Origin of the sequence: Blattabacterium cuenoti (assembly GCF_014252335.1) — a bacterium.
In the GTDB taxonomy this organism is placed as follows: Bacteria; Bacteroidota; Bacteroidia; order Flavobacteriales; family Blattabacteriaceae; genus Blattabacterium; species Blattabacterium cuenoti_AL.
Map to the genome: position 1 here is coordinate 1 of NZ_CP059218.1, position 23,756 is coordinate 23,756.

Genomic DNA, 23,756 nt, shown 5'->3' on the forward strand with positions numbered 1-23,756 from the left:
ATGAATAATGAAGCTTTAATAGACTCTTTTTCAAATTTTAAGTACGAAAAAAAAATAGATCAAGTAAGTTTAATTGCAATTATAGAAGAATCTATAAGAAGTGTTTTGAAAAAAAAATATGATTCATCTAAAAATTATGATATTATAGTTAATCCAGAACAAGGTGATTTAGAAATATGGAGAAATAGAAAAGTAGTGAAAGATGGAGAATTAAAAAATATTAATAAAGAAATAGAGTTGTCTAAAGCTAGAAAAATAGAAACAGATTTTGAAGTTGGAGAAGAAGTATCAGAAAAAGTGGAACTACAATCTTTAGGACGACGATCCATTCTTACATTAAAACAAAATTTATTATCAAAAATTAATGAATATGATAACACTAATACTTATAATAAATTCCAAAAAAAAATAGGCGAAATTATCAATGCCGAAGTTTATCATGTTTTACCTAAACAAATTATCATGAAAGATGAAGAACAAAACGAATTAGTTCTTCCTAAACAGGAACAAATTCCAACAGATTTTTTTAGAAAAGGAGATCCTATTCGAGGATTATTGAAAAAAGTAGAATGGAAAGATAGTAAACCATTTGCTATTATGACTAGAAAAGATGAAAAATTTTTAGAAGAACTTTTCAAGTTGGAAATACCTGAAGTATCTGATGGATTAATTACAATAAAAAAAATCGCACGTATTCCTGGAGAAAAAGCCAAAATAGCTGTAGAATCTTACGATCATCGTGTAGATCCCGTAGGTGCTTGTGTAGGGATGAAAGGTTCTAGAATTCATCCAATTGTTAGAGAATTAAAAAATGAAAACATAGATGTAATTAATTATACATCTAATATTCAATTATATATAACAAGATCATTAAATCCTGCTAAAGTATCTATGATGGATATTAATGAAGATAAAAAATATGTTAATGTATATGTAAAATTAGAAGAAATATCTAAAGCTATTGGTAAAGGTGGGCAAAATATTAGATTAGCCAGTCAATTGACTGGATATAAAATTAATATATTCAGAGAATCATCTTATGATGATGATGTAGAATTAACAGAATTTTCTGATGAAATAGAACCACAAATTATCAATAAATTTTCTTTAGCAGGATTAAATACAGCAAAAGCCATATTACATAGTAATAAACATGATCTTATGATACAAACTAAATTAAAAGAAGAAATTATTACTAATGTAGTTAATATATTGAAAAAAGAATTTGAAGAAGAAAATAACAAAAATATATATAAATAAATTTTAACTCACTGATTAATTTTTTTTTTACTATGACTGATAAAATACGATTAAAAACAGTATTAACTAAATTAAATGTCTCTTTACAAAGAGTTATTGATTTTTTACAAAAAAAAGGAATTAAAATAGAAAATAATCCTAATTCCAAAATAGAAGATAAAATATACAGAATTTTAGTCAACAAATTTAAATCTCAAAAACATCTTCGAGATAACTATGAAAAACTTTTTTTTAAAAAAAAACTAGCAAATACAAAAATTAAAAAAACATTATCAAAATCTCAGCCTAAAATTATTCGTGCTAAAATAAATCATTTTATAAAATTTAAAAGATTAGGTAAAATAGATATTAATCAATATGACAAAGTAAAAAAAGAAAAACATAACAATAAAGATATTCCTCAAATAGAAATACATACAAATAATACTAAAAATAAACACTTAAAACATCATATTATAGAAAAAAAACAGAAAAAAAAACCAGAACATATAGACACAGTTTATCAAAAATTAGATGGTGTTATGTTAACTGGAGATAGAATTGATTTATCTCAATTTGAAAAGAAAAAAACTACAACAAAAATCAAACGAAAAAGAATAAAAAAAGGAATTTTACTTGAAAATATTAAACAATTAAATAATAAAAAAAATTATTCATCCAAATTAGATAAAAATAGAATAAAAAATCATAAAATAAAAATTGAAATTACTGATAAAGTAGTCAAAAGACAAATTAAAGAAACCTTAGAAAAATTATCATCAAGAAATATTAAATCAAAATCATCAAAAATAAAAAAAGAAAAAAGATTACAAAAAAAAGAAAAAGAAACTAATTTATTAAAAGATAATAATACAGTAAAATCTATAAAATTAGCTGAATTTACGACGGTTAATGAATTAGCATCTATGATGAATATTAATCCTGCCGATGTAATTGTTGTTTGTATGTCTTTAGGTATTATGGTAACCATGAATCAAAGATTAGATGCTGAAATTATTACTTTAGTTGCAGATGAATTTGGATATAATGTAAAATTTGTAGGAATAGATTTAGAAGAATCTATACCAGAAGATAAAGACACAGAAAAAGATTTAATAACAAGACCTCCTATTATTACTGTCATGGGTCACGTAGATCATGGAAAAACATCGTTATTAGATTATATAAGAAAAACTAATGTAATTGCAGGAGAATATGGAGGTATTACTCAACATATATCAGCTTATAATGTAAAATACAAAAATGATTATAGTATTACTTTTTTAGATACACCTGGGCATGAAGCATTTACTGCCATGAGAGCAAGAGGAGCACAAATTACAGATATTGCAATTATTATGATTGCATCTGATGATCAAGTTATGTTACAAACAAAAGAAGCAATTAGTCATGCTCAAGCTGCAAATGTACCTATTATATTTGCATTCAATAAAATTGATAAATCAGAATCTAATCCAAATAAAATACGAGAACAATTAGCTAATCTAAATTTTTTAGTAGAAGAATGGGGTGGTAAATATCCTACACAAGAAATATCTGCGAAATTAGGCGATGGAATTGATCAATTATTAGAAAAAGTATTATTAATAGCTGAACTTTTAGAATTAAAAGCTAATCCTAACAGAATGGCAACAGGTACAATTATAGAAGCTTCTTTAGATAAAGGTAGAGGTTATGTAACAACTATTTTAGTGCAAAATGGAACTTTAAAAATAGGAGATTATGTATTAGCTGGATTTCATCATGGAAAAGTCAAAAATATTTTAGATGAACGTGGAAAAAGTATTTTATCTGCAGGACCATCTCAACCAGTTACTATATTAGGATTAAACGGTACTCCTTCATCTGGAGATAAATTTAAAGTATTTATAGATGAAAAATTTGTAAAACAATTAGCTTCTAGAAGAGAACAATTACAAAGAGAACAAAATATAAGAGCTCAAAAACATTTAACATTAGATGATATAGGTAGAAGAATTGCATTAGGAAATTTTAAAGAATTAAAAATTTTACTTAAAGGAGATGTCGATGGATCTGTAGAAGCACTTTCTGATTCATTAGAAAAATTGTCGACTAAAAATATAATGATTAATATCATTCATAAAGGTGTAGGTTCAATTACAGAATCTGATGTATTGTTAGCAAGTGCCTCAGATGCAATACTAATTGGGTTTAATGTACGTCCTAATCATGGAATACATAATATAATAAAAAAAGAAAATATAGAAATACGAATTTATTCTATTATATATGATGTAATTAATGATTTTCAAGAAGCTATAAAAGGTATGTTATCCACGGAAGTAAAAGAAACAATTTTAGGCAATGCAGAAGTTAGAGATATGTTTAATATACCTAAAATAGGAATGATCGCAGGATGTATCGTGACAGAAGGAAAATTAATACGTACATCAACAATTAGATTAATTAGAAATGGTATTGTTATTCATACTGGAGAATTAATTTCATTAAAACGATTTAAAAAAGATGTTAAAGAGGTATCAAAAGGATATGAATGTGGTGTTATAATTAAAGATTATCATGATATACAACATGGAGATATTATTGAAGTATATCAAAAATACTCTAAATAGTTAATTATTTATGATTTATAGAACACATAACTGTGAAGAATTGAGAATCAAGGATATAGGTAAAATAGTTATTTTATCTGGATGGATACAAAAATTACGAAATTTAGGATCATTAATATTTATAGATTTGAGAGATTATTATGGTATAATCCAATTAAATTTATTAAAAAATAAATTCAAACATATAATTTCTAATCTAGAAAAAGAATTTTTAATAAGGGTGCATGGAGAAGTAAAACAAAGAAAATCTATCAATTATAATTTATCTACTGGAAAAATAGAAATTGTAATATATAAATTAGAAATATTAAATCCTTCTGCTCAACTACCTTTTACAATAGAAAATAAAACGGATGGAAATGAAGAAAATAGAATGAAATATAGATATTTAGATATTAGAAGAGCACCTATTAAGAATAATTTAATATTTAGACATCAAATTGCTTTAGAAATAAGAAATTTTCTATCTAAAAACAATTTTTTGGAAATAGAAACCCCAATTTTGATGAATTCAACATCTGAAGGTGCAAGAAATTTTGTAGTTCCTTCTAGAATATTACCTAAAAAATTTTATCATCTTCCTCAATCTCCTCAATTATTTAAACAATTATTAATGATTGGTGGAATCGATAAATATTTTCAAATTGTAAAATGTTTTCGTGATGAAGATCCACGTTCAGATAGACAGATAGAATTTACTCAAATAGATTGTGAAATGTCTTTTATCGAATTTAATGATATTTTATTTTTCTTTGAAAATTTTATCAAACATTTATTTAAAAAAATGAAAAATATTGAATTAAATACATTTCAAAAAATGACATATTATGATGTTTTGAAAATATATGGGACAAATAATCCCGATCTTAGAATAACTACTAAATTATTACAACCGCATATTAATTGTTTAAAAAAAGAATTTATAATAGGAATTCATATACCAAATTTGCTTAATATTAATAATAGTCAAATTAAAAATATTATACAATATATTAAAAATTATAATAATGTTTTTTGGATAAAATATATTAAAAATCAAACTTTTTTATTTTCAGAAAAAAAATGGAGTATAATATTGCATAAAAACATTTTAATACAACTTATTAAATATTTTGGATTAAAAACTGGAGATTTATTGTTTATTATTTGTGGTAAAGAATGTAAAATAATGCAAATATTACCATTAATTAAAAAAAAAATATATCATATTATAGATATTAATAAATTTAATATTTTTCAACCATTATGGATTATAGATTATCCACTTTTTACATGGAATCACAAAGAAAATAAGTATAAATCATTTCATCATCCTTTTACAAGCCCAAAAATAGAAGATATTGCTGTATTATTAAATAATAATAAAAAAAATCATTTAAAAAATTTTCGCTCTCAATCTTATGATTTAGTGATTAATGGAATTGAAGTTGGTAGTGGATCTATTAGAATTCATAATCAAAAATTACAACAAAAAATTTTTCAATATTTAGGTTTATCAAATACAGATATTGAATCGGAATTTGGATTTTTTATTAAATCATTTCAATATGGAACTCCACCACATGGTGGAATTGCATTTGGATTAGATAGATTGATAGCGGTTATGTTAGGTCAAATAGATAATATTAAAAATGTTATACCATTTCCAAAAAATAATTATGGACAAGATATAATGACTAATTCTCCTTCTTTTTTAAAAGCAGAACAAATACAAGAATTACATTTATTATAATCATGTATTTTTATTATATCTAATAATAGCTTCTTTATAAATTTTAATAGCAATTTCTTTAGATTTCCAATCACCTATTATTACTTTTTTATATTCTAAATCTTTATAAACTGAAAAAAAATGTTCAATTTCCTTTTTATCATGACTAGATATATCATCAATATCTTGAATTGTATTATAATGTGGATCTGAAATAGGAACACAAATAATTTTTTCATCATCTCCCTTTTCATCTTTCATGAAAAAAATTCCTATTGGTTTAACTTTAATTAAACATCCTGGAATAGTAGGCTCAGTTAAAAAGACTAATACATCTAATGGATCTCCATCTTTTGCAAGAGTATTTGGAATAAAGCCATAATCTCTAGGATAAAATATAGAAGAATGTAATATTCTATCTAATCGAATTTTATTATTGATTTTATCAAATTCATATTTATTTCTACTACCTTTAGGTATTTCTATTAATACATCAAAATCTATCATATTATTTTAGTATAACAATTAAATTTTTCTAAATAAATAGCTACTGTTTTAAGAAATCCACCACCTAATACTCCATCTATAACACGATGATCATAAGAATGAGATAAATAAAGTTTATGTCTTATTCCAATAAAATCGCCATTAGGAGTTTCTATTATGGATAATTTTTTTTGTATCAATCCAATTGCTATAATAGCAACTTGAGGTTGATGAATAATAGGGGTACCAAATAAATTTCCAAAACTACCAATATTACTTATTGTATATGTACCTCCTTGTATTTCTTCTGGTTTCAATTGATGAGATCTTGCTCGTCTTATTAAATCATTAATAATTTTGATTAACCCCCCTAAATTATAAGAATCTGCATATTTAATGACAGGAACAATAAGTGTTCCATTTGGCAATGCCGTAGCTAATCCTATATGGATATGTTTTTTTTTTATTATTTTACTTCCATTCACAGAAATATTAATCATTGGATAGTCTTTAATAGCTTTAATTACACATTCTACAAAAATTGACATTAAAGTGAATTTTTCTCCAGTTTCTTTTTGAAAAGAATCTTTAATTTTATTTCTCCAGTGAACTATATTAGTGACGTCAGCTTCTATAAAAGAAGTAACATGAGCAGATATTTTTTTACTTTCAATCATATTGATTGAAGTAAGTTTACGAATTCTATCCATTTCAATAATTGTTTCATTTCTTTCTTGATTATCTTCTATCATAGAATTCAAATTTGATATTGAATAAGAAATTAAATTATGTTTTTTTGATTGAATATATTGTATTATATCCCTTTTAGTTAAACGATTATTTTCTCCTGTTCCAGGAATAGAATTTAATTCAGAAATGCTTATTCCTGTTTTATGAGCAATAAACCTAACAAATGGTGAATAAAAACGATTCATATATAATATACTATTCTTATTGTGTGTAGATTCTTTATCTTCAAATAATTTTAATTTATTTTTAAGTTCAATTTCTAAAATTGCTATAGAAGATCCAACTTTTGCTACTTTATTAGAAGTAATTAATATTTTTTTTAATTTTCCATTAATAGGAGAATATATTTCTGAATCTATTTTATCTGTAGCGATTTCTACTAACAAATCTTCTTTTTTAATAATATCTCCTTCATTTTTTAACCAACGAATGATAGTAGCCTCAGCTATACTTTCACCCATAGCTGGAAGGGTCAAATTATACTCGGCCATCTAAATTTGTTATTTTACTTTATTTTTTTCATCTTGTGTAAGATAAAAATAATAAATTCATTATAAAAACATGAAAATTCTTTCTTCATATCAAATTAAAAAATTAGAGCAAGATTGTATTGATCACGAACATATTTCTTCTATTGATTTAATAGAAAAAGCCGCAACATCATGTTTTAATTGGATTATTCATCATAAATACTTATTAACAAAAACACTAAAAAATATTATACTATTAGTAGGTACAGGTAAAAATGGTGGAGATGGGATTACTTTAGCTAAAAAATTATATTTGTATGGATATAATATTACTACTATATACATCGTGAATATTGCTAATCATGAATCTAATGAATTTGTAATTCAAAAAAATAATATTATAAAATATGGTATAAATATAGAATATATATATGAAAATCAAACATTTCCATTATTTAACAATCCATATAATACTTTATTAATTGATGCAATTTTTGGTATTGGATTTAATAGACCAATAACAAGTATATATTGGATATCTTTTTTTAATTATATTAATAATCAAAACTTTTCAAATGTCATTTCTATTGATATTCCATCTGGATTGTTAATGGAAGAAGAAAAGAGTAATATGGCTATTATTAAAGCTACTTATACATTAAGTTTTCATTTTCCAAAAATATCATTTTTTTTACCTGACTATGCAGATTATATTGGAAAATGGTATTTATTAAATATAGGATGGAAAGAAAATTATGTAAATAATATAATTACAAAATATTTTTTTATTGATAAATACATGATTTCTAAAATATATATTAAAAAAAAACGACACAAATTTACACACAAAGGTACTTATGGACATGGACTACTGATTGGAGGATCATATGGCATGATCGGATCTATTGCACTTGCATCAAAGGCCAGTTTAAAAACTGGAATTGGAAAATTAAGTGTATATATTCCACGTTGTGGATATACAATTTTACAACAATTTATTCCAGAAGCAATAGTACAAACAGATAATCATGATTTTTTTATCCAAAAAATTCCATTATCTTTCAAAGTAAATTCAATAGGAATAGGAATGGGTATGGGTGATAAAAATGAAAAAACATCTAATGCAGTTAAAACTTTTTTATTATATCAAAAAAAATATGAAAATATTCCTATAGTTATTGATGCTGATGCTATTAATATATTATCTAAAACATTAAATTTTGTAAATTATCTTCCATATAATACAATTCTTACTCCACATCCAAAAGAATTTTATAAATTATGTGGATCATGGAAAAATGATTATCATAAATTAGAAAAATTAAAAACTTTTTCTCAAAAAAATAACATTTTTTGTGTTTTAAAAGGAGCATATTCTATAATATCTACTCCTGATGGATATTTATATTTTAATAGTACTGGAAATCCAGGGATGGCTACAGCAGGATCTGGAGATGTTTTAAGTGGTATTATTACGTCATTATTATCTCAAGGATATTCTCAAAAAGAAGCATGTATATTTGGAGTCTATATTCATGGATTATCAGGTGATATAGCAGCAGAACAAAAAAGTGAAGAATCTATAATAGCAGAAGATATTATTAATTATATGGATCAATCTTATCAAAAGATAAATAACTATTAATAATTATTAAATATATTTTATTATAAAATATTTAAAAATAATAGAATAAACTATAATCATAATAAACGTAAGTAAACTTATTGTAGCAATAAAATCACCATGTTTTATATAAAAAGTTTTTTGATTATTAATTTTAATTTTATTTAATAATGCACCTTGTTTACCATATGGTAAACAATCAATAATATCTCCTCTCTCATTAATTAAACAAGACACTCCAGTATTTGCAGATCTTGCTATAAATTTTCTATTTTCAATGGCTCTAAGTCTTGCATAAGATAAATGTTGTTTATATCCTTGTGAATATCCCCACCATCCATCGTTAGTAATAATCACCATGAAATTTGCATTTTGTGTTTTAAAAAATTTAGATACATATTCACCAAAAACAGATTCATAACAAATAATAGATGCTATTTTTATTCCACATTGTTTATCAACAAAAATAATTGGATTCTTTTCTACACTATGTTCTAAAACAGTTCCACCAAAATTGAGTAATATTTTTCCTAATATTGGAAATAAAAATTTTTTATACGGAAATGTTTCTACAGCAGGAACTAATTTGGATTTATGATGAATTTGAATTTTATTTAAATTTGAAGGTATATAAATGGCAGAATTAAAAATATCTATCCATTTTATTTTATTATGGTTGTTAGCCAATATAATTGGATTAGAAGTATTATAATGTTTATTAGCAGATATGGAATATAATTCAATTCCTGTAATAAATGATGCATATGAATATTTATGTAATAATTGTCGTAAAGAATAAAGAATTTTATTATTTTCTATATTTTCAATAGAAATTTTCGTTTCATGTCCAGGAAATGTGGTTTCAGGTGCAATAATATAAATATTTTTTGTACAATTATTATTTGTATTATGATAATTAATTAATTGTTGATTAATTAATTTTTTTAAGTTATAAATTAATGTTTTTGTTGAAATATTATATTTTTGATGATATGGATCAATATTCGGCTGTAATATTAATACATTAGTAAATTTATTTTGTGGTTTATGTATTTTATAATAATTATAATACATAAAATTTGATATTATAATAACAAATATAATTATAGATATATTATAACATATTTTTTTGTAAAAACATAATTTATTTCGATAACATAAAAATTCTATAATAGAATTGAATAATCCTATATTTACAATCCATATCCATACTGTTCCGCCTAAAATACCAGTATATTCATACCATTGAATACATTTTATATAATTAGCAAATCCATTGCCTAAATTTAACCATGGCCAAGATACATCCCATTCTAAATGCATTTTTTCAAACAGTATCCATAAACAAACTAATAATACTTGACATATTCTTTCATTATTAAAATATTTTTTTATATATGAATACAATAATAACACAGAAGACATCAATATAGAATTCAAAATAATTGGAATTAAATATGTCATTATCCATGCTGATTCTCCATTAGGTTTTTGTGTATTAGATAACCAACTAGTAGAAATAGCATTCCAAATGAAAAAAGTAATAAAATAAAAAACAAAAACTTGACTATAATAATAATTAGAATAATGAAATAAATAGTGTTCTACATATAATATAGGTATCAATCCTATAAATAAATAAAATGGATTTCCATCGGTAGGCCAACCTAATCCTAATAAAATTCCTGATAAACAACTGCAAAAAACAATTTGATAATTATATAAAAAATATGGATTTATATTCAAATACTATTTACAATCATTTAATTAGTTAATTAGTAGTAGTGGAACTGGCGGGATTCGAACCCGCGTCCAAAAAGAATTAAAAAAAGAGTTCTACATATTTATCCAAAATAAAATTTTTCATAATTAATATTGATTTTTGGATATCAAAATTAATATTAGATTCCTAAATAGAAAGAATAATATAAGAATCATTTATTATCTTTCTCCTTATTATATTACTGTATCTTATTTATAGAAATATAAGGAATAATCTATTAAAGATATTTTGCTTCTGTTAAATTTAACAGATATTGCTATAATATTATATCAAATATCAAGCAGCAAAAGCGTATTGTTTTTCGCCATTTATATATTGTAACGTTGTTTTTACGTGTCAAACCTTACGTCACACGATATGCTTTTCTTTAATTAACCATCTTTATGTCTAATCCAAAAAAATCAGTCCCATGTTATTTTTTTATAATTATAATTTACAACAAAAATTAAAATAAATAAAACATTTAAATTAAATATGTTTTATCACTAGCATCTAAACGTATAAAAATAAACAATAAAATAGTAAATGACCAAAATGAAGATCCTCCATAACTAAAAAATGGTAGTACAATTCCTATTGTTGGAAATATTCCCATTACCATAGCAATATTAATGACAAAATGTATAAGAAAAATATTTCCCATAGAATATCCAAGAATTCTTATAAATACAGATTTTTGTATTTCTGATAAAAAATATATTCTACTAATGAATAATAAATACAATAATATTAATATTACACTTCCTACAAATCCCCATTCTTCTCCAACAGTACAAAAAATATAATCTGTATCTTGTTCTGGTACAAATTTTCCTTTTGTAATTATTCCTTTTTTATATCCTTTTCCAAATAATTTTCCTGAACCTATAGAAGTTTTTGAATAAAGTAAATTATATCCTACATTTTCTCTATATTGTTTATCAAATTCATTTTGAAACAAAATATTAATTCGATCTTTATGATGTTGTTTTAAAATATTTTTATAAAAAAATGGAAATATGAAGATACAAATAGAAAAAGTAATAATACAAAAAATATAAATTAATAAATTTTTTAATACATATTTTTTCATTATTAATAATATAATAATAAATATTAATAATAAAAATAGAAGGATTATATAAGAAGAAACATTGAATGATAACGCAAATATAATAATCATTAATATTAATAAATATATTATAAATAATATAGATAAACCCTCTCTATATAAAGTCAGAATAAAAGAAATAAAAACTATAGCAGTACCTGGATCAGGTTGAATAAAAATTAATATAGTAGGAATTAATATTATTAATGATATATATATCCATATTTTTTTATTATTATGTACTTGAATATTATATTTACACAATAAATAAGCTATTATTAATGATGTAGATATTTTAGCAAATTCTGCAGGTTGAACATTAATATAACCTATAACATACCAAGATTTAGATCCGTTTATATTTTTTCCAAAAAATAATACTCCAATCAATAAAATTATTGTAAATAAAAAAAAATATGGAGAAAAAGTTTGATAATATATTGGTTTAATAAAAAAAATTATTAGTATACATATAAAACTAATACAAATCCATATTAATTGTTTTTCAGCTTTTTCAATAGAGACAGAATAAAGATTGATATATCCAAAAGATATTATAATAAAATAAATTAAAATAATGAATGTATCTACATTACCAAAAAATTTTTTATTTCTTATTATCAATTGGATTATTAGTAATGTTTTTAAGTGTTGCTATATTATCATATATTTTTTGTAATCCAGAATGTAACATTTTATTTTCCAGTCTTTTTCTAGTTACATATTTATTAATATATTTTTCTGCCACTAAACTAGCTATTGGGCCAGCCCATTTAGCTCCATAACCACCATTTTCTATAATTACAGAAATGGCAATTTTTGGATTATTTATTGGTGCAAATAAAATAAATATAGAATGATCAGGCATAGAAATAATTTTATTATTATTTTTAATAAAATTTTGTGTAGTTCCAGTTTTTCCTGCCATTTTAATATTCATAGATTGAAAATGTTTTCCAGTGCCAATAGAAAAAACTTTTTCCATACCATTAATTATCAATTGAAAATATTTTTTATTTACTTTAGTATACTTAGCAGTAGTATAATTATTAATTATTGGTTTATGATTAATATATTTTATTATATGTGGTGTATAAAAAAATCCTTTATTTGCTATTGCACAAACCATATTTGCTAATTGAATAGGAGTTACATTAATTTCTCCTTGACCAATTCCGTTGGAAATGATTGTAAGTGCATTCCATTTATAATTTCCATACTTATTATTATAATAATTACCATCTGGTATTATTCCTTTTTCTCCAGTTGCTAAATCATTATTTAAATAATTTCCAAATCCAAAACTTTTAATAATATCTGACCATTCATTGACTCCTTTTGTTAAATTATTAGGATATTTTTCAATTATACGTTTATAAACTTGTGCAAAATAATTATTACAAGAAATTGCTATAGCAGTTTCCATTCCAATTGGTATACCATGAAATCCAGAATGACAATGAATTATTTTATTTTTTAATCTAAAACCTTTATAACATACAAAATTTGTTGTTTTATTTATCACTCCCATTTGAAGACCTGCTAATTCTGTTAATAATTTAAAAGTAGATGCAGGAGAATAACAAGCTTGTGTAGTTCTATCAAATAATGGATAATCTATAGTATTATGCATTAATTTTTGTAATTCTTTTCCTCTATTAAGATCTAAAAATAAGTTGGGATCATTAATTGGACTAGAAACTATAGATAAAATTTCTCCATTTTTTGGATCAATTGCTACTATACCACCTTTTTTTTGAAACATTAATTTTTCAGCATAATTTTGTAATTTCCAATCAATAGTTAAAGAAATATCATTTCCACGAATTGCTTTAATATTATTTTTTTTATGATTATAACTACCAATAATACATCCATTCTTATCTTTAATCCAATATTTTACCCCTTTTTTGCCTCTTAAAATATTTTCATAAGATTTTTCTACTCCAGACCATCCAATAAAATCACCTATTTGATAATAATTATCTTTTTTATTTTTCATTTTTATAATAGTTTCTGGACTAATTTCTCCTATATATCCTAAAACATTAGCAGAACTAACTACATTATACTCTCTAAGTGATCGTTTTGTCCAATCAAATCCTTTATATTTATATAATTTTTCTTGTATAGCAGCAAATTTTTCTTTTGAAATATAAGGTATAAAAACAGAAGGTAAATATTTTGAATATTCTTTTGCTTTATTAAAATTTTCATAAAAAGTATGTTGTTCTATTTCTAATAGATTACATAATTCAATAACATTTAAATTATTATCTACTAACATAGGAATTACTAATAATTCATAAATTGATTTATTAAACACTAGTAATTTATTATTTCTATCAAAAATAGAACCTCTTTCAGGTATAATAATTTCTTGTTTTATAGAAGTATTAAAAGCATTTAAAATATATTTTTCAGTATATAATTGTAAATAAAATAATCTAAAAATAAAAATAACACCTATAAAAATTAATAAAAAATAAAAGATTTGTATTTTTTTCAAATTTTTTTTTTGAAAAATAAAATAAGACATAAAATTAATGTAAAAATACTGCTAAATATTATTTTAAATATAAAAACTTTATTAAAAACGATTCCATGAATAGTTTGCAATATAAATAAAATTCCATGGTGAATAATAATTAAAGTATATATAAAAAATATTTTTTTTATAACAGATAATTTTTCAATAGAAAAATTTTTATTCATAATCAAAGTATTACCAGCAAAAAATTTTAAAATTTGTAATCTAAAAAAAGCAAAAAAAGTAGAAGAAAATGCATGCATACCACCGGTATTCAAATATTGATCAATTATCCATCCAATTATAAAAGATAATAATAAAACTATTAATTTATTTTCATGAACAGGAATATTAATAATAAATACAATATAAATATATGAATATAATCCTAAAAATATAGGATTAAACATGGATAATTGTATCAATAATATATATATAATTGATATAAAATAAGATAAAATTTTGAAAAAATAATTCATTATTTATGTTGAACAGTTAGTATAAAATTACTGTTTTAGTTGAAGATTAATACGTTCTTGTTTAAATAAATTTTTTACAACATATGCATTTTCTAATAATGAAAAATCTTCTATTAATTTAACTTTAATTATATAACTTGCATGTTCTTTATCAAAAAAATATGATGATACATTTCCTATAGGAATACCTTCAGGAAAAGTTGTAGATTTTCCATCTGACTCTACCAAATCACCTTTAGCAAAAATAGAATATTTAGGAATATCGTATAATATAACATATTTATGACTATTACCATCCCAACTAATTGTTCCAAAACATTTATTTTTTTTTAATCTTGCATTAATATGAATTTTAGTATTTAATAATGAAATAGCTACACTAAAATGATGAGATGTTTTAATAATAATTCCAGCAATTCCATTAGATAATATTACTCCCATATCTATTTTTATACCATCTATGCTACCTTTATTGATAGTAATAAAATTTTCTTGATTATTAATACTATTATTAATAATTTTTACAGGTGTATAAATATATTGTTGTAAATAATTAATGTTGTTTTTTTTAAAATCTTTAGAAATTTTTTCTATTTTAGATAAATAATTATCTTGTCTTAATTTAATATTTTCTTGTATTAATTTTTGATTTTCTATTTCTAATAAAAAAAAATTTCTCAAATGATTAATAGATTCAGAAATATGTCCAATAATATAATGAGAAGATCCAATATTATAATATCTTGAAAAAGATAATAATAAAGATATTAATTCTAAAGAAATAAATAATATAATAAATCTCCATTGTATAATCAAATGAAAAATATTACGACGCATAAAATATAAATTCTATTTCATTAAAAATGTAAATTTATCAATATTTTTTAATGCCACACCAGTACCTTTTACTACAGCTCTTAAAGGATCTTCTACTAAAGCAACAGATAACCCAGTTTTTTTAGATATTCTTATATCTAATCCTCTTAACAGTGATCCTCCACCAGCCATATAAATTCCTGTTTTATAAATATCCGCAGCTAATTCTGGTGGTGTACTAGATAACGTTTCCATCACTGCATCTTCAATTCTTAAAATTGATTTATCTAATGCAGGAATTATTTCTTGATAAGATAAATTAATTTCTTTAGGTTTACCAGTTGGTAAATCTATTCCTTGTATATGAATATCATCAGGTGGATCATGAATGTCTTTTATAGCCGCACCAATAGCAATTTTGATTTTTTCTGCTGTTCGTTCTCCAATATATAAATTATATTTACTTCTCAAAAAATAAGCAATATCATTAGTAAAGACATCACCAGCAATTTTAATAGATTTTTTACAAACAATACCACCTAAAGCAATAACTCCACATTCTGTAGTACCTCCACCTATATCAATAATCATATTTCCTTCTGCTTTTGTCACAGATATACCAGAACCTATAGCAGCGGCCATAGGTTCTTCAATTAAATAAACTTCTTTTGCATTAAGATGTTGAGCAGAATCTTTCACTGCACGTTTTTCTACTTCTGTAATACCGGATGGAATACATATTACCATAATTAGAGATGGTGTAAAAATTTTATTATTTATGCCTGGTATTTTATTAATAAATTCTCTAATCATTAATTCAGCTACTTGATAATCTGCGATTACTCCATCTTTTAATGGTTTAAATATTTTAATATTTTCATGTGTTTTTCCTTGCATTTGTTTAGCTTCTTCACCTACTGCTAATACTTTATTAGTTCGAATATCTATTGCTATTATAGATGGTAAATCAACAATAATTTTATTTCGATGCATAATAAGGGTATTAGCTGTTCCTAAATCAATAGCTATTTCCTGAGTAAAAATATTTTTAGCAAGATTAACTAAACCCATTCCATTATTAATTTATATAAATATTGAATTTAAATAGATTTTTCTAAATCTAAATCTTAATAATTCAAAAGATTAAAAATATATGTTATTTATTTATAGTATTATAAAAAATTTTACATTATGAATCATCATTCTCTTTTTTTATCATTAGCTTATTATAAATATGATAAACAAAAATATATAAAACAATCAAATAATTTAATATCTAAATTAATAGGACAAATTATTATACAATCTTCTATATTTAAAAGTAAAAGATATACAATGTATAATACATATAATTTTGATTATATTATTTTACAAATAACAACTAAATTATCTCCTGGTCAAATTTTAGAAAAAATTGTATATATAGAATCCATTTTAGGTGTAAGTAATCATTCAGAAAAAAGGAATATACAACAACAAAATATCCAATGCTTATATAAAAATAAAATTATTGATATTGATATTTTATTTTATGATAATATTATTGTAAATAGTAAAAAATTACAAATTCCTCATCCTTTATTACATCTTAGAAAATTTATTTTAATACCTATGTGTGAAATAAAACCATATCAATATCATCCAATATTTAATATGTACTTATTAGAATTATTAGGAATATATATAGATAATTAAAATATGATATTTGAATGTGTTAATACAATGTATTTTTGATTTGATAAATAGTATTAAATTATATGCACATTCAAGTTAAAATTTATTATCATCATTATTAAAAATAATACTATATAACAACAAACATAATACAACATACTATACTAACAAATATGAGTAAAATTGTAAAAAAAAATCAAATCATTTGTGATATAAATATTACTATAATAGTATAAAATTAAATATGATGTTAATAAACAAGAATTTAGTTTTTGGTCCATATCAAACTTATATATTAATTAATAATTTTTTATTTGTTTCTGGACAAATTGCTATCAATATAGATACAAATCAATTTATTTTTGATAATATAGAAAAAGAAACAGATCAAATTATGAAAAATTTAGAGATGATTCTATCCAATGTTAATATGAATTTTAATAATGTTGTTAAAACTTCTTTATTTATAAAAAACATGAATAATTTACCAAAAATTAACGTAATATATTCTAAATATTTTATTAATTATAATTATCCTGCTAGAGAAACTATAGAAGTATCTCAATTACCTAAAAATGCTAATATAGAAATATCATTAATAGCTTGTAAATATAAAAAATAAATTAATTATAAATATTACATTATAATATATTATATATTGAGATTTTTTATAGAAGTATCTTATGATGGAAAAAATTTTTATGGATGGCAAATTCAAAAAAATAAAAATAAATCTATAGAAGGTATATTAGAGTATTGTTTATCTAAATTATTAAAAAAACCTATAAATATCATAGGTGCTGGTCGTACTGATACTGGGGTACATGCTAAACAAATGTTTGCTCATTTTGATTATGATAATAGAATGAGAAAATATTATTTAATTAAAAGATTAAATATTTTTTTACCAAATTCTATTTATGTACATGATATTGTCCCAGTAAAAAATCATATACATGCACGATTTTCTGCCATTAGTAGAACATATCAATATTATTTAACATATGAAAAAAATCCTTTTTTTCATCATATTTTATGGCATTGTTTTTATAAACTTGATTTAAAAATCATGAATCAAGCATCAAAAATTTTAATAGATTATAATGATTTTAGTTCATTTTCTAAAAAAAGATTATATAATATAACCAATAATAAATGTCATATATATCGGGCATTTTGGAAAAAACAACAGAATTTTTTGTGTTTTACTATTGAAGCTAATCGATTTCTTAGATCCATGGTAAGATCAATTATTGGAACAATTCTTGATGTTGGAAGACAACAAATAAGTATTACAGAATTCATTAACATTATTGAATTAAAAAATAATAGATTTTCTAGCCCGAAAGTCCCTGCACATGGATTATTTTTATCTAAAATCCTTTATCCAAAAGATATTTATATTGATCCATTTCATGACGGAAAAAATACATAAATCTTATTTAATTCAGTTTTTGAAACTTAGTTTAGATAATAAATTAACTTTGATGTTCACTATATTTTTATCTTTTTTAACATCATTGATTTCTGCTTATCGTCCTAAATTAATACAAAAAGCAATAGATATACATATTGTATGTAAAGATTTTTTAGGTTTAAAACATTTATTAATATGGATTTTAATATTTTTCTTTTTAGAAAGTATATTTCATTTTTTATTATTATATTTTTCCAATATTATTGCACAAAATATTATTAAAAAAATTAGAAGTTTATTATTTAATAAATTATTATCTTTAAAAAACACTTTTTTTATTCATAATTCAATAGGAAAATTAATATCTTATTGTGTTTCTGATATAGAAACAATTACAGTTATATTTAATGATGGAATACTTTTAATTTTTGGAGATCTATTAAGAATTATTATGATAGCTATTATGATGTATACCGTACATAACAAGTTATCTTTTATTGTTTTTTTAACTATTCCAATTATGTATTATATTACTAAATTTTTTCAAAAAATGTTAAAAAAAACATTTCATAAAGAAAGAAAAGAAATTTCACGTCTTAATAGTTTTTTACAAGAAAATCTTATCGGTATGTCAATTATTCAATTATTTAATAAAGAACAAGAAAAATTGATAAAATTTAAATCTATCAATAATAGTTTAAAATATGTACATATTAAAATAATTTTTTATTTTTCAATTTATTTTCCAATAGTTGAAATTATTCCATCATTGTCAATAAGTTTAGTAATATTATATGGTGGATTCTATGCTATAGAATATCAAAATATTAAACCAGGACAGATTATTGCTTTTGTATTTTTTATTTATCTTTTATTTCGTCCTATTCGTCAAATAGCAGATAGATTTAATGTTATACAAAAAGGAATAGCTGGAATAGAAAGAATTTTTTCTATACTTTATAATGATATGTTTATTAATAAACAAGGATACATTAAAATTAATAGATTTATAGGACATATTATTTTTGATAAAGTATATTGTTCTTCTTTACATGGAAAAAAAGTATTAAATAATATATCTTTTGAAATTCACCCTGGAGAAAAAGTAGCAATTGTAGGAAAAACTGGATCTGGAAAATCGACTATTATAAATCTAATTTCTAGATATTCTGAAATAGAAAAAGGTAATATTATTATTGATGGATATAATATTCAAGATATTGAATTAGATAATTTAAGATTTCATATTAAAACCGTAACACAAGATCCATTTTTATTTAATGATTCCATTGCTAATAATATTTCATTAGGAGATTCATCGATTACTATAAAAAAAATGAAAAAAATGGCAAAATACATAGGAATACATAACATTATATCTTCTTTACCTAATGGATATCATTCTGTAGTTAAAGAAAAAGGGAATATCTTATCTATGGGAGAAAAACAGTTAATTTCTTTGTTAAGAGTACAAATGCATCCATATTCTATGTTAATATTAGATGATTCAACTACTTTTTTAGATACAAAATTAGAAAATATTATGTTATATGCTATAAATTTATTATCTATAAATAAAACTGTAATGATTATTACTCATCGTTTATCAATATTAAAAAAAATTGATAAAATATTAGTTCTTCATCAAGGTAATATTGTTGAAATAGGATCTCATAATGATTTAATTTCTTTAAATGGTTATTATAATCAATTATATTATAATAAATAAATATTATTTATTCATCATTTTAATATAAGTTTTTTTATAATAATTTAATATCCAATTATATATTTTAATTTTTTGTTTAAAAAATATGGTTAATGCTTTTAATTGTTCATAATCTTTATCAAAAGAATAAGATACAGCTGGAAATATATCTATTTTTTTTACAAAAAAAAATCTTTTTTTACCATTAATTGTATAATTATCTAACTGTGATATTTCTCCATTATGTAATTTAAGTAATTGATTCTTTATATTTTGTAATAAATCACTTTCATCAACCCAAATATTAGTTTCAATATGAAGATTATATATAAATTTTTTTAAATTTGTATTCCGTTTTATTTTATTTATTTTATCAAAATTTGATAAATATTTTATTTTATCTATTAAATAATTATTAATTAATACATAAAATACTTTAATATGTTTTTTTTCTAATTTTAGAAAATAAAAATTAGAATTACATTGAAAAATATTAGATATTTTATGTTTATCTAAATGATTAAGAGCATTTATAAATTTTTTAGGTAAGTTATGCTTTTTATTTATATTAATTAATATTGAATGTACACATGAATAATTATGAAATTTATGTTTTTTAATAATATTTTTTTTAATATTTTTTAAAATTGTTAACATATTATGTATGATAATATTTTTAATATTAAAATCTATATAAGAAATACAGATTTTTTTAGGAAAAAAATTTAACAATTTTTCTATGTGTTGAGAAACATATTTGACTTCTTTAGGAGTAACATTAATATTATTTATTTGTTTATCATAAAAAGCATTTACTATATAATCAGATTTAATTTGTTTTTCGTAAAATTCTAATATATCTGGAGTAAATTTTTTTTGATTTTGTATTGTTAAAAATTGTTTTAAAAAATTTTTATTATAATAATTTTTTAAAATTTTATCTTGTTTTGCATAATATAAAATTAATTTATTTTTTAATAAATCATTGAATAGTTGATAACTTAATCTTTTAAATTTTAAATCATTTTTATTATACAAATATAATGGCCTTTCAGAATCTAATACAATTTCATTACCTATCACTGCATATATTCCGTCTATTTTATCTAAAGAAAAAGAATAAATAAATGATAAAAAAATAATTATGAAAATAAGTTTTTTAATCATATAATTATAAAAATAAACATTTTTTTTATACTTTATGATACATCATAGATATATAGGTCCTGAAATAAATATATTTTTAAATGGTAATCCTCCACATTTAAGTAATAAAGAAATTAATGTATTTAATACAAAAATAAATTATGTTGTTGATGGTGCTTATAATTATGTAAAAAATAATAACATCAAAATTGATTATATTATTGGGGATTTTGATTCGATTAATAATAAAATCAATATTGTCGCAGATATAAATAATAAATATCAATTAATTAAAACATTAAATCAAAATTATACTGATTTTGATAAAACATTAAATATTATTTATAGAAAAGGATTTTTGAATATTAATGTTTGGGGTGCAAGTGGAAAAGAACCCGATCATTTTTTAGGTAATTTATCTACTGCTTTGAAGTATAAACAAAAATTATCTATTATATTTTATGATAATCATTCTTTATATTTTTTCTCGAAAAAACAAGAAACGTTATTTATTCAACAAAATAAAACAATATCTTTATTCCCATTTACAAAAGTAACAAATTTATTTGCATATGGATTAAAATATCCTATAAAAAAAAAACATTACAAATTGGGAAACAAATAGGTATTAGAAATATATCTATTAACAATAAAATAATCATTAAATATACAACAGGAGAATTATTAATATTTATAGAAAAATAAAAACATTTTATTAAATTAACACCATTTTTGAATTTTAGATATTATCTGATCAGTATGTTTTTTTAAAAACATAAATTTATCATGATATGATAATGATTGCATAGAAATATGTATATATCCATGATATATCATTTTAAATATATAAGCAGTTTGTTGTATTGGACGAAGAAATTCATCAATAGTAAAATTATTTTTTTCTCCAGCATGAAATGATGTTGCATCTGCACCAGTAGTAATAGATATAAATAAATGTTTTCCAAATAAAAAATTGTTAGTTTTATATAATTCAGTAAATACTTGATCTTTCCATTCTTTTAAAAGTGATGGAGAACTGTACCAATAAAAAGGAAATTGAAAAACAATACAATTAACAGAAAGAATAATTTTAATCTCTTCTATTACATTAATTTTAAAATCTGGATATAATTCATATAATTGTCTTATTAAAATATTTTTATTCATTTTAATATGATCAACAATATATTTATTTAAAATTGACTGTGTTATATTCGGATGAGCTACGATAAATAAAATTTTAGAATTCATGATTGAATAATTCTAATTTAGAAATCATTTGTTTGACTTGATTTGCAGATTTTATTAATAAACATTTTTCTTCTTTATTAAGATCTAATTCTAATATTTTTTCTATTCCATTTTTTCCTACCATAATAGGAACTCCTAAACATATATTATTTAAATTATATTCTCCATTTAATAATACTGAACAAGATAAAATTTTTTTAGAATTTTCAATAATCGATTCCACTATTTGTACAATTGATGCACCAGGTGCTAACCAAGAAGATGTGCCTAATAAATGAACTATTTCTTCTCCTCCTTTTTTTGTTTTTTCAATTAAAAAATTATTTTTTTCTTTTGAAATAAATTCATGTATAGGAATACCTGATACTGATGTATATCTGTATAAAGGAATCATATAATCTCCATGAGATCCTAATAAAACCGTATTTATATCTATTGGTGAACAATTTAATTCTTTAGATAAAAAATAACGATATCTTACTGAATCTAATATTCCACCCATACCAATAATTCGAGATGCATCTATCTTCGTAACAAGATAACTTATATATGTCATTACATCTAATGGATTAGATACAATAATAAATATTGTTTTTGGTGATAATAAAATAGATTGTTTGGTAACAGATAAAATAATTTTGGCATTCATATTAATTAAATCATCTCTACTCATTCCTGGCGTTCTGGGATATCCACAAGTAATAATAGTGATATCAGAATCTTTAGTTTGTTCAAAATCATTATTAGATATTCCAATAATTTTAGTACTAGANNAGATCTACACTTTTTCCTTGAGATATATTTTTTTTTATATCTAATAATATAATTATTTGTGCTAATTTTTTTTGAGATAATAAAGTAGCACATGATAATCCAACGTTACCAGATCCAATAATAGTAATTTTCATTTTGACATACTTTAAATAAATATATTATATATAAATGTATATTTTTTTTATACGATGAT

The 23,756-nt window shown here is 21.8% G+C and carries 21 protein-coding genes and 1 other RNA gene; 9 read left to right on the plus strand and 13 right to left on the minus strand.

Going from position 1 to position 23,756, the window contains the following annotated elements; genetic code table 11:
• Genes nusA through aspS form a run of 3 tightly spaced genes read left to right on the plus strand, consistent with a single transcriptional unit; the run spans window position 1 to window position 5,586 of the window.
• On the plus strand, window positions 1–1,260 hold the full coding sequence (nusA, locus tag H0H37_RS00005; protein ID WP_185882422.1) for a transcription termination factor NusA: 1,260 nt from the start codon (window positions 1–3) through the stop codon (window positions 1,258–1,260).
• A 32-nt stretch (window positions 1,261–1,292) separates the two neighbouring features.
• Window positions 1,293–3,854, plus strand: a complete 2,562-nt coding sequence (infB, locus tag H0H37_RS00010; protein ID WP_185882423.1) for a translation initiation factor IF-2 — start codon at window positions 1,293–1,295, stop codon at window positions 3,852–3,854.
• A 10-nt stretch (window positions 3,855–3,864) separates the two neighbouring features.
• Window positions 3,865–5,586 (plus strand): aspartate--tRNA ligase, encoded by a 1,722-nt coding sequence (gene aspS, locus H0H37_RS00015; protein WP_185882424.1) that lies wholly within the window; start codon window positions 3,865–3,867, stop codon window positions 5,584–5,586.
• On the opposite strand, the gene H0H37_RS00020 is transcribed toward aspS, so the two are convergent.
• Window positions 5,587–6,072: an inorganic diphosphatase gene (locus H0H37_RS00020; RefSeq protein WP_185882425.1), complete on the minus strand. Its 486-nt coding sequence runs from the start codon at window positions 6,070–6,072 to the stop codon at window positions 5,587–5,589.
• A complete protein-coding gene (locus H0H37_RS00025; protein ID WP_185882426.1) occupies window positions 6,069–7,292 on the minus strand; it encodes a dihydrolipoamide acetyltransferase family protein in 1,224 nt (407 codons plus the stop codon). Before H0H37_RS00025 ends, H0H37_RS00020 begins: the two co-directional genes overlap by 4 nt.
• Before the next feature lie 70 nt (window positions 7,293–7,362).
• Here H0H37_RS00025 and H0H37_RS00030 point away from each other — a divergent pair, with 70 nt between their 5' ends.
• A complete protein-coding gene (locus H0H37_RS00030; RefSeq protein WP_185882427.1) occupies window positions 7,363–8,916 on the plus strand; it encodes an NAD(P)H-hydrate dehydratase in 1,554 nt (517 codons plus the stop codon).
• Window positions 8,917–8,922: 6 nt separating this feature from the next.
• On the opposite strand, the gene lnt is transcribed toward H0H37_RS00030, so the two are convergent.
• The 7 genes from lnt to H0H37_RS00065 form a co-directional block, all read right to left on the minus strand.
• A complete protein-coding gene (lnt, locus tag H0H37_RS00035) occupies window positions 8,923–10,641 on the minus strand; it encodes an apolipoprotein N-acyltransferase (RefSeq protein ID WP_238785490.1) in 1,719 nt (572 codons plus the stop codon).
• Between the two features lie 36 nt (window positions 10,642–10,677).
• Window positions 10,678–11,087, minus strand: a transfer-messenger RNA (tmRNA) gene (gene ssrA / locus H0H37_RS00040).
• A 54-nt stretch (window positions 11,088–11,141) separates the two neighbouring features.
• On the minus strand, window positions 11,142–12,392 hold the full coding sequence (gene rodA / locus H0H37_RS00045; protein ID WP_185882428.1) for a rod shape-determining protein RodA: 1,251 nt from the start codon (window positions 12,390–12,392) through the stop codon (window positions 11,142–11,144).
• On the minus strand, window positions 12,376–14,307 hold the full coding sequence (mrdA, locus tag H0H37_RS00050; protein ID WP_238785491.1) for a penicillin-binding protein 2: 1,932 nt from the start codon (window positions 14,305–14,307) through the stop codon (window positions 12,376–12,378). The genes rodA and mrdA overlap by 17 nt, the downstream gene beginning before the upstream one ends.
• Window positions 14,274–14,708, minus strand: a complete 435-nt coding sequence (locus H0H37_RS00055) for a hypothetical protein (RefSeq protein WP_238785492.1) — start codon at window positions 14,706–14,708, stop codon at window positions 14,274–14,276. Before H0H37_RS00055 ends, mrdA begins: the two co-directional genes overlap by 34 nt.
• 96 nt (window positions 14,709–14,804) lie before the next feature.
• On the minus strand, window positions 14,805–15,614 hold the full coding sequence (mreC, locus tag H0H37_RS00060) for a rod shape-determining protein MreC (RefSeq protein ID WP_185882430.1): 810 nt from the start codon (window positions 15,612–15,614) through the stop codon (window positions 14,805–14,807).
• A gap of 12 nt (window positions 15,615–15,626) precedes the next feature.
• Window positions 15,627–16,664 carry a rod shape-determining protein gene (locus H0H37_RS00065; RefSeq protein WP_185882431.1) on the minus strand — a complete coding sequence of 346 codons (1,038 nt, stop codon included), beginning with the start codon at window positions 16,662–16,664 and terminating at the stop codon, window positions 15,627–15,629.
• A 120-nt stretch (window positions 16,665–16,784) separates the two neighbouring features.
• Here H0H37_RS00065 and folK point away from each other — a divergent pair, with 120 nt between their 5' ends.
• The 4 genes from folK to H0H37_RS00085 all read left to right on the plus strand — a co-directional run bounded on the left by folK (window position 16,785) and on the right by H0H37_RS00085 (window position 20,413).
• The gene (gene folK / locus H0H37_RS00070; protein WP_185882432.1) at window positions 16,785–17,288 is read left to right on the plus strand and encodes a 2-amino-4-hydroxy-6-hydroxymethyldihydropteridine diphosphokinase; all 504 of its coding nucleotides are present in this window, start codon (window positions 16,785–16,787) and stop codon (window positions 17,286–17,288) included.
• Between the two features lie 223 nt (window positions 17,289–17,511).
• Window positions 17,512–17,889, plus strand: coding sequence for a Rid family detoxifying hydrolase (locus H0H37_RS00075; protein ID WP_185882433.1), 378 nt, complete (start codon window positions 17,512–17,514; stop codon window positions 17,887–17,889).
• A 36-nt stretch (window positions 17,890–17,925) separates the two neighbouring features.
• Window positions 17,926–18,702, plus strand: a complete 777-nt coding sequence (truA, locus tag H0H37_RS00080) for a tRNA pseudouridine(38-40) synthase TruA (protein ID WP_185882434.1) — start codon at window positions 17,926–17,928, stop codon at window positions 18,700–18,702.
• Window positions 18,683–20,413: an ABC transporter ATP-binding protein gene (locus tag H0H37_RS00085; RefSeq protein WP_185882435.1), complete on the plus strand. Its 1,731-nt coding sequence runs from the start codon at window positions 18,683–18,685 to the stop codon at window positions 20,411–20,413. The genes truA and H0H37_RS00085 overlap by 20 nt, the downstream gene beginning before the upstream one ends.
• Before the next feature lie 3 nt (window positions 20,414–20,416).
• On the opposite strand, the gene H0H37_RS00090 is transcribed toward H0H37_RS00085, so the two are convergent.
• The gene (locus H0H37_RS00090) at window positions 20,417–21,559 is read right to left on the minus strand and encodes a hypothetical protein (protein ID WP_185882436.1); all 1,143 of its coding nucleotides are present in this window, start codon (window positions 21,557–21,559) and stop codon (window positions 20,417–20,419) included.
• Window positions 21,560–21,593: 34 nt separating this feature from the next.
• Between H0H37_RS00090 and H0H37_RS00095 the strand changes: the two genes are divergently transcribed.
• Window positions 21,594–22,163, plus strand: coding sequence for a thiamine diphosphokinase (locus H0H37_RS00095; RefSeq protein WP_238785493.1), 570 nt, complete (start codon window positions 21,594–21,596; stop codon window positions 22,161–22,163).
• 95 nt (window positions 22,164–22,258) lie between these two features.
• On the opposite strand, the gene H0H37_RS00100 is transcribed toward H0H37_RS00095, so the two are convergent.
• The 3 genes from H0H37_RS00100 to H0H37_RS02790 are packed head-to-tail and all read right to left on the minus strand — an operon-like array spanning window position 22,259 to window position 23,697.
• Window positions 22,259–22,789: an NAD(P)H-dependent oxidoreductase gene (locus H0H37_RS00100; RefSeq protein WP_185882437.1), complete on the minus strand. Its 531-nt coding sequence runs from the start codon at window positions 22,787–22,789 to the stop codon at window positions 22,259–22,261.
• Window positions 22,779–23,567 (minus strand): malate dehydrogenase, encoded by a 789-nt coding sequence (locus tag H0H37_RS00105; RefSeq protein WP_317168514.1) that lies wholly within the window; start codon window positions 23,565–23,567, stop codon window positions 22,779–22,781. The genes H0H37_RS00100 and H0H37_RS00105 overlap by 11 nt, the downstream gene beginning before the upstream one ends.
• Window positions 23,557–23,697 (minus strand): lactate/malate family dehydrogenase, encoded by a 141-nt coding sequence (locus tag H0H37_RS02790; protein ID WP_262887201.1) that lies wholly within the window; start codon window positions 23,695–23,697, stop codon window positions 23,557–23,559. Before H0H37_RS02790 ends, H0H37_RS00105 begins: the two co-directional genes overlap by 11 nt.
• Window positions 23,698–23,756 lie beyond the last annotated feature (59 nt).

Excerpts from the sequence above, each read along its gene's own strand:
- infB (WP_185882423.1), top strand. The coding sequence starts at position 1,293 with ATGACTGATAAAATACGATTAAAAACAGTATTAACTAAATTAAATGTC.
- H0H37_RS00090 (WP_185882436.1), bottom strand. The coding sequence starts at position 21,559 with ATGATTAAAAAACTTATTTTCATAATTATTTTTTTATCATTTATTTAT.
- H0H37_RS00055 (WP_238785492.1), bottom strand. The coding sequence starts at position 14,708 with ATGTTTAATCCTATATTTTTAGGATTATATTCATATATTTATATTGTA.
- H0H37_RS00075 (WP_185882433.1), top strand. The coding sequence starts at position 17,512 with ATGATGTTAATAAACAAGAATTTAGTTTTTGGTCCATATCAAACTTAT.
- H0H37_RS00100 (WP_185882437.1), bottom strand. The coding sequence starts at position 22,789 with ATGAATTCTAAAATTTTATTTATCGTAGCTCATCCGAATATAACACAG.
- aspS (WP_185882424.1), top strand. The coding sequence starts at position 3,865 with ATGATTTATAGAACACATAACTGTGAAGAATTGAGAATCAAGGATATA.
- H0H37_RS00030 (WP_185882427.1), top strand. The coding sequence starts at position 7,363 with ATGAAAATTCTTTCTTCATATCAAATTAAAAAATTAGAGCAAGATTGT.
- H0H37_RS00095 (WP_238785493.1), top strand. The coding sequence starts at position 21,594 with ATGATACATCATAGATATATAGGTCCTGAAATAAATATATTTTTAAAT.
- H0H37_RS00065 (WP_185882431.1), bottom strand. The coding sequence starts at position 16,664 with ATGGGTTTAGTTAATCTTGCTAAAAATATTTTTACTCAGGAAATAGCT.
- H0H37_RS00085 (WP_185882435.1), top strand. The coding sequence starts at position 18,683 with ATGACGGAAAAAATACATAAATCTTATTTAATTCAGTTTTTGAAACTT.
- nusA (WP_185882422.1), top strand. The coding sequence starts at position 1 with ATGAATAATGAAGCTTTAATAGACTCTTTTTCAAATTTTAAGTACGAA.
- folK (WP_185882432.1), top strand. The coding sequence starts at position 16,785 with ATGAATCATCATTCTCTTTTTTTATCATTAGCTTATTATAAATATGAT.
- mrdA (WP_238785491.1), bottom strand. The coding sequence starts at position 14,307 with ATGTCTTATTTTATTTTTCAAAAAAAAAATTTGAAAAAAATACAAATC.
- H0H37_RS00020 (WP_185882425.1), bottom strand. The coding sequence starts at position 6,072 with ATGATAGATTTTGATGTATTAATAGAAATACCTAAAGGTAGTAGAAAT.
- mreC (WP_185882430.1), bottom strand. The coding sequence starts at position 15,614 with ATGCGTCGTAATATTTTTCATTTGATTATACAATGGAGATTTATTATA.
- H0H37_RS00025 (WP_185882426.1), bottom strand. The coding sequence starts at position 7,292 with ATGGCCGAGTATAATTTGACCCTTCCAGCTATGGGTGAAAGTATAGCT.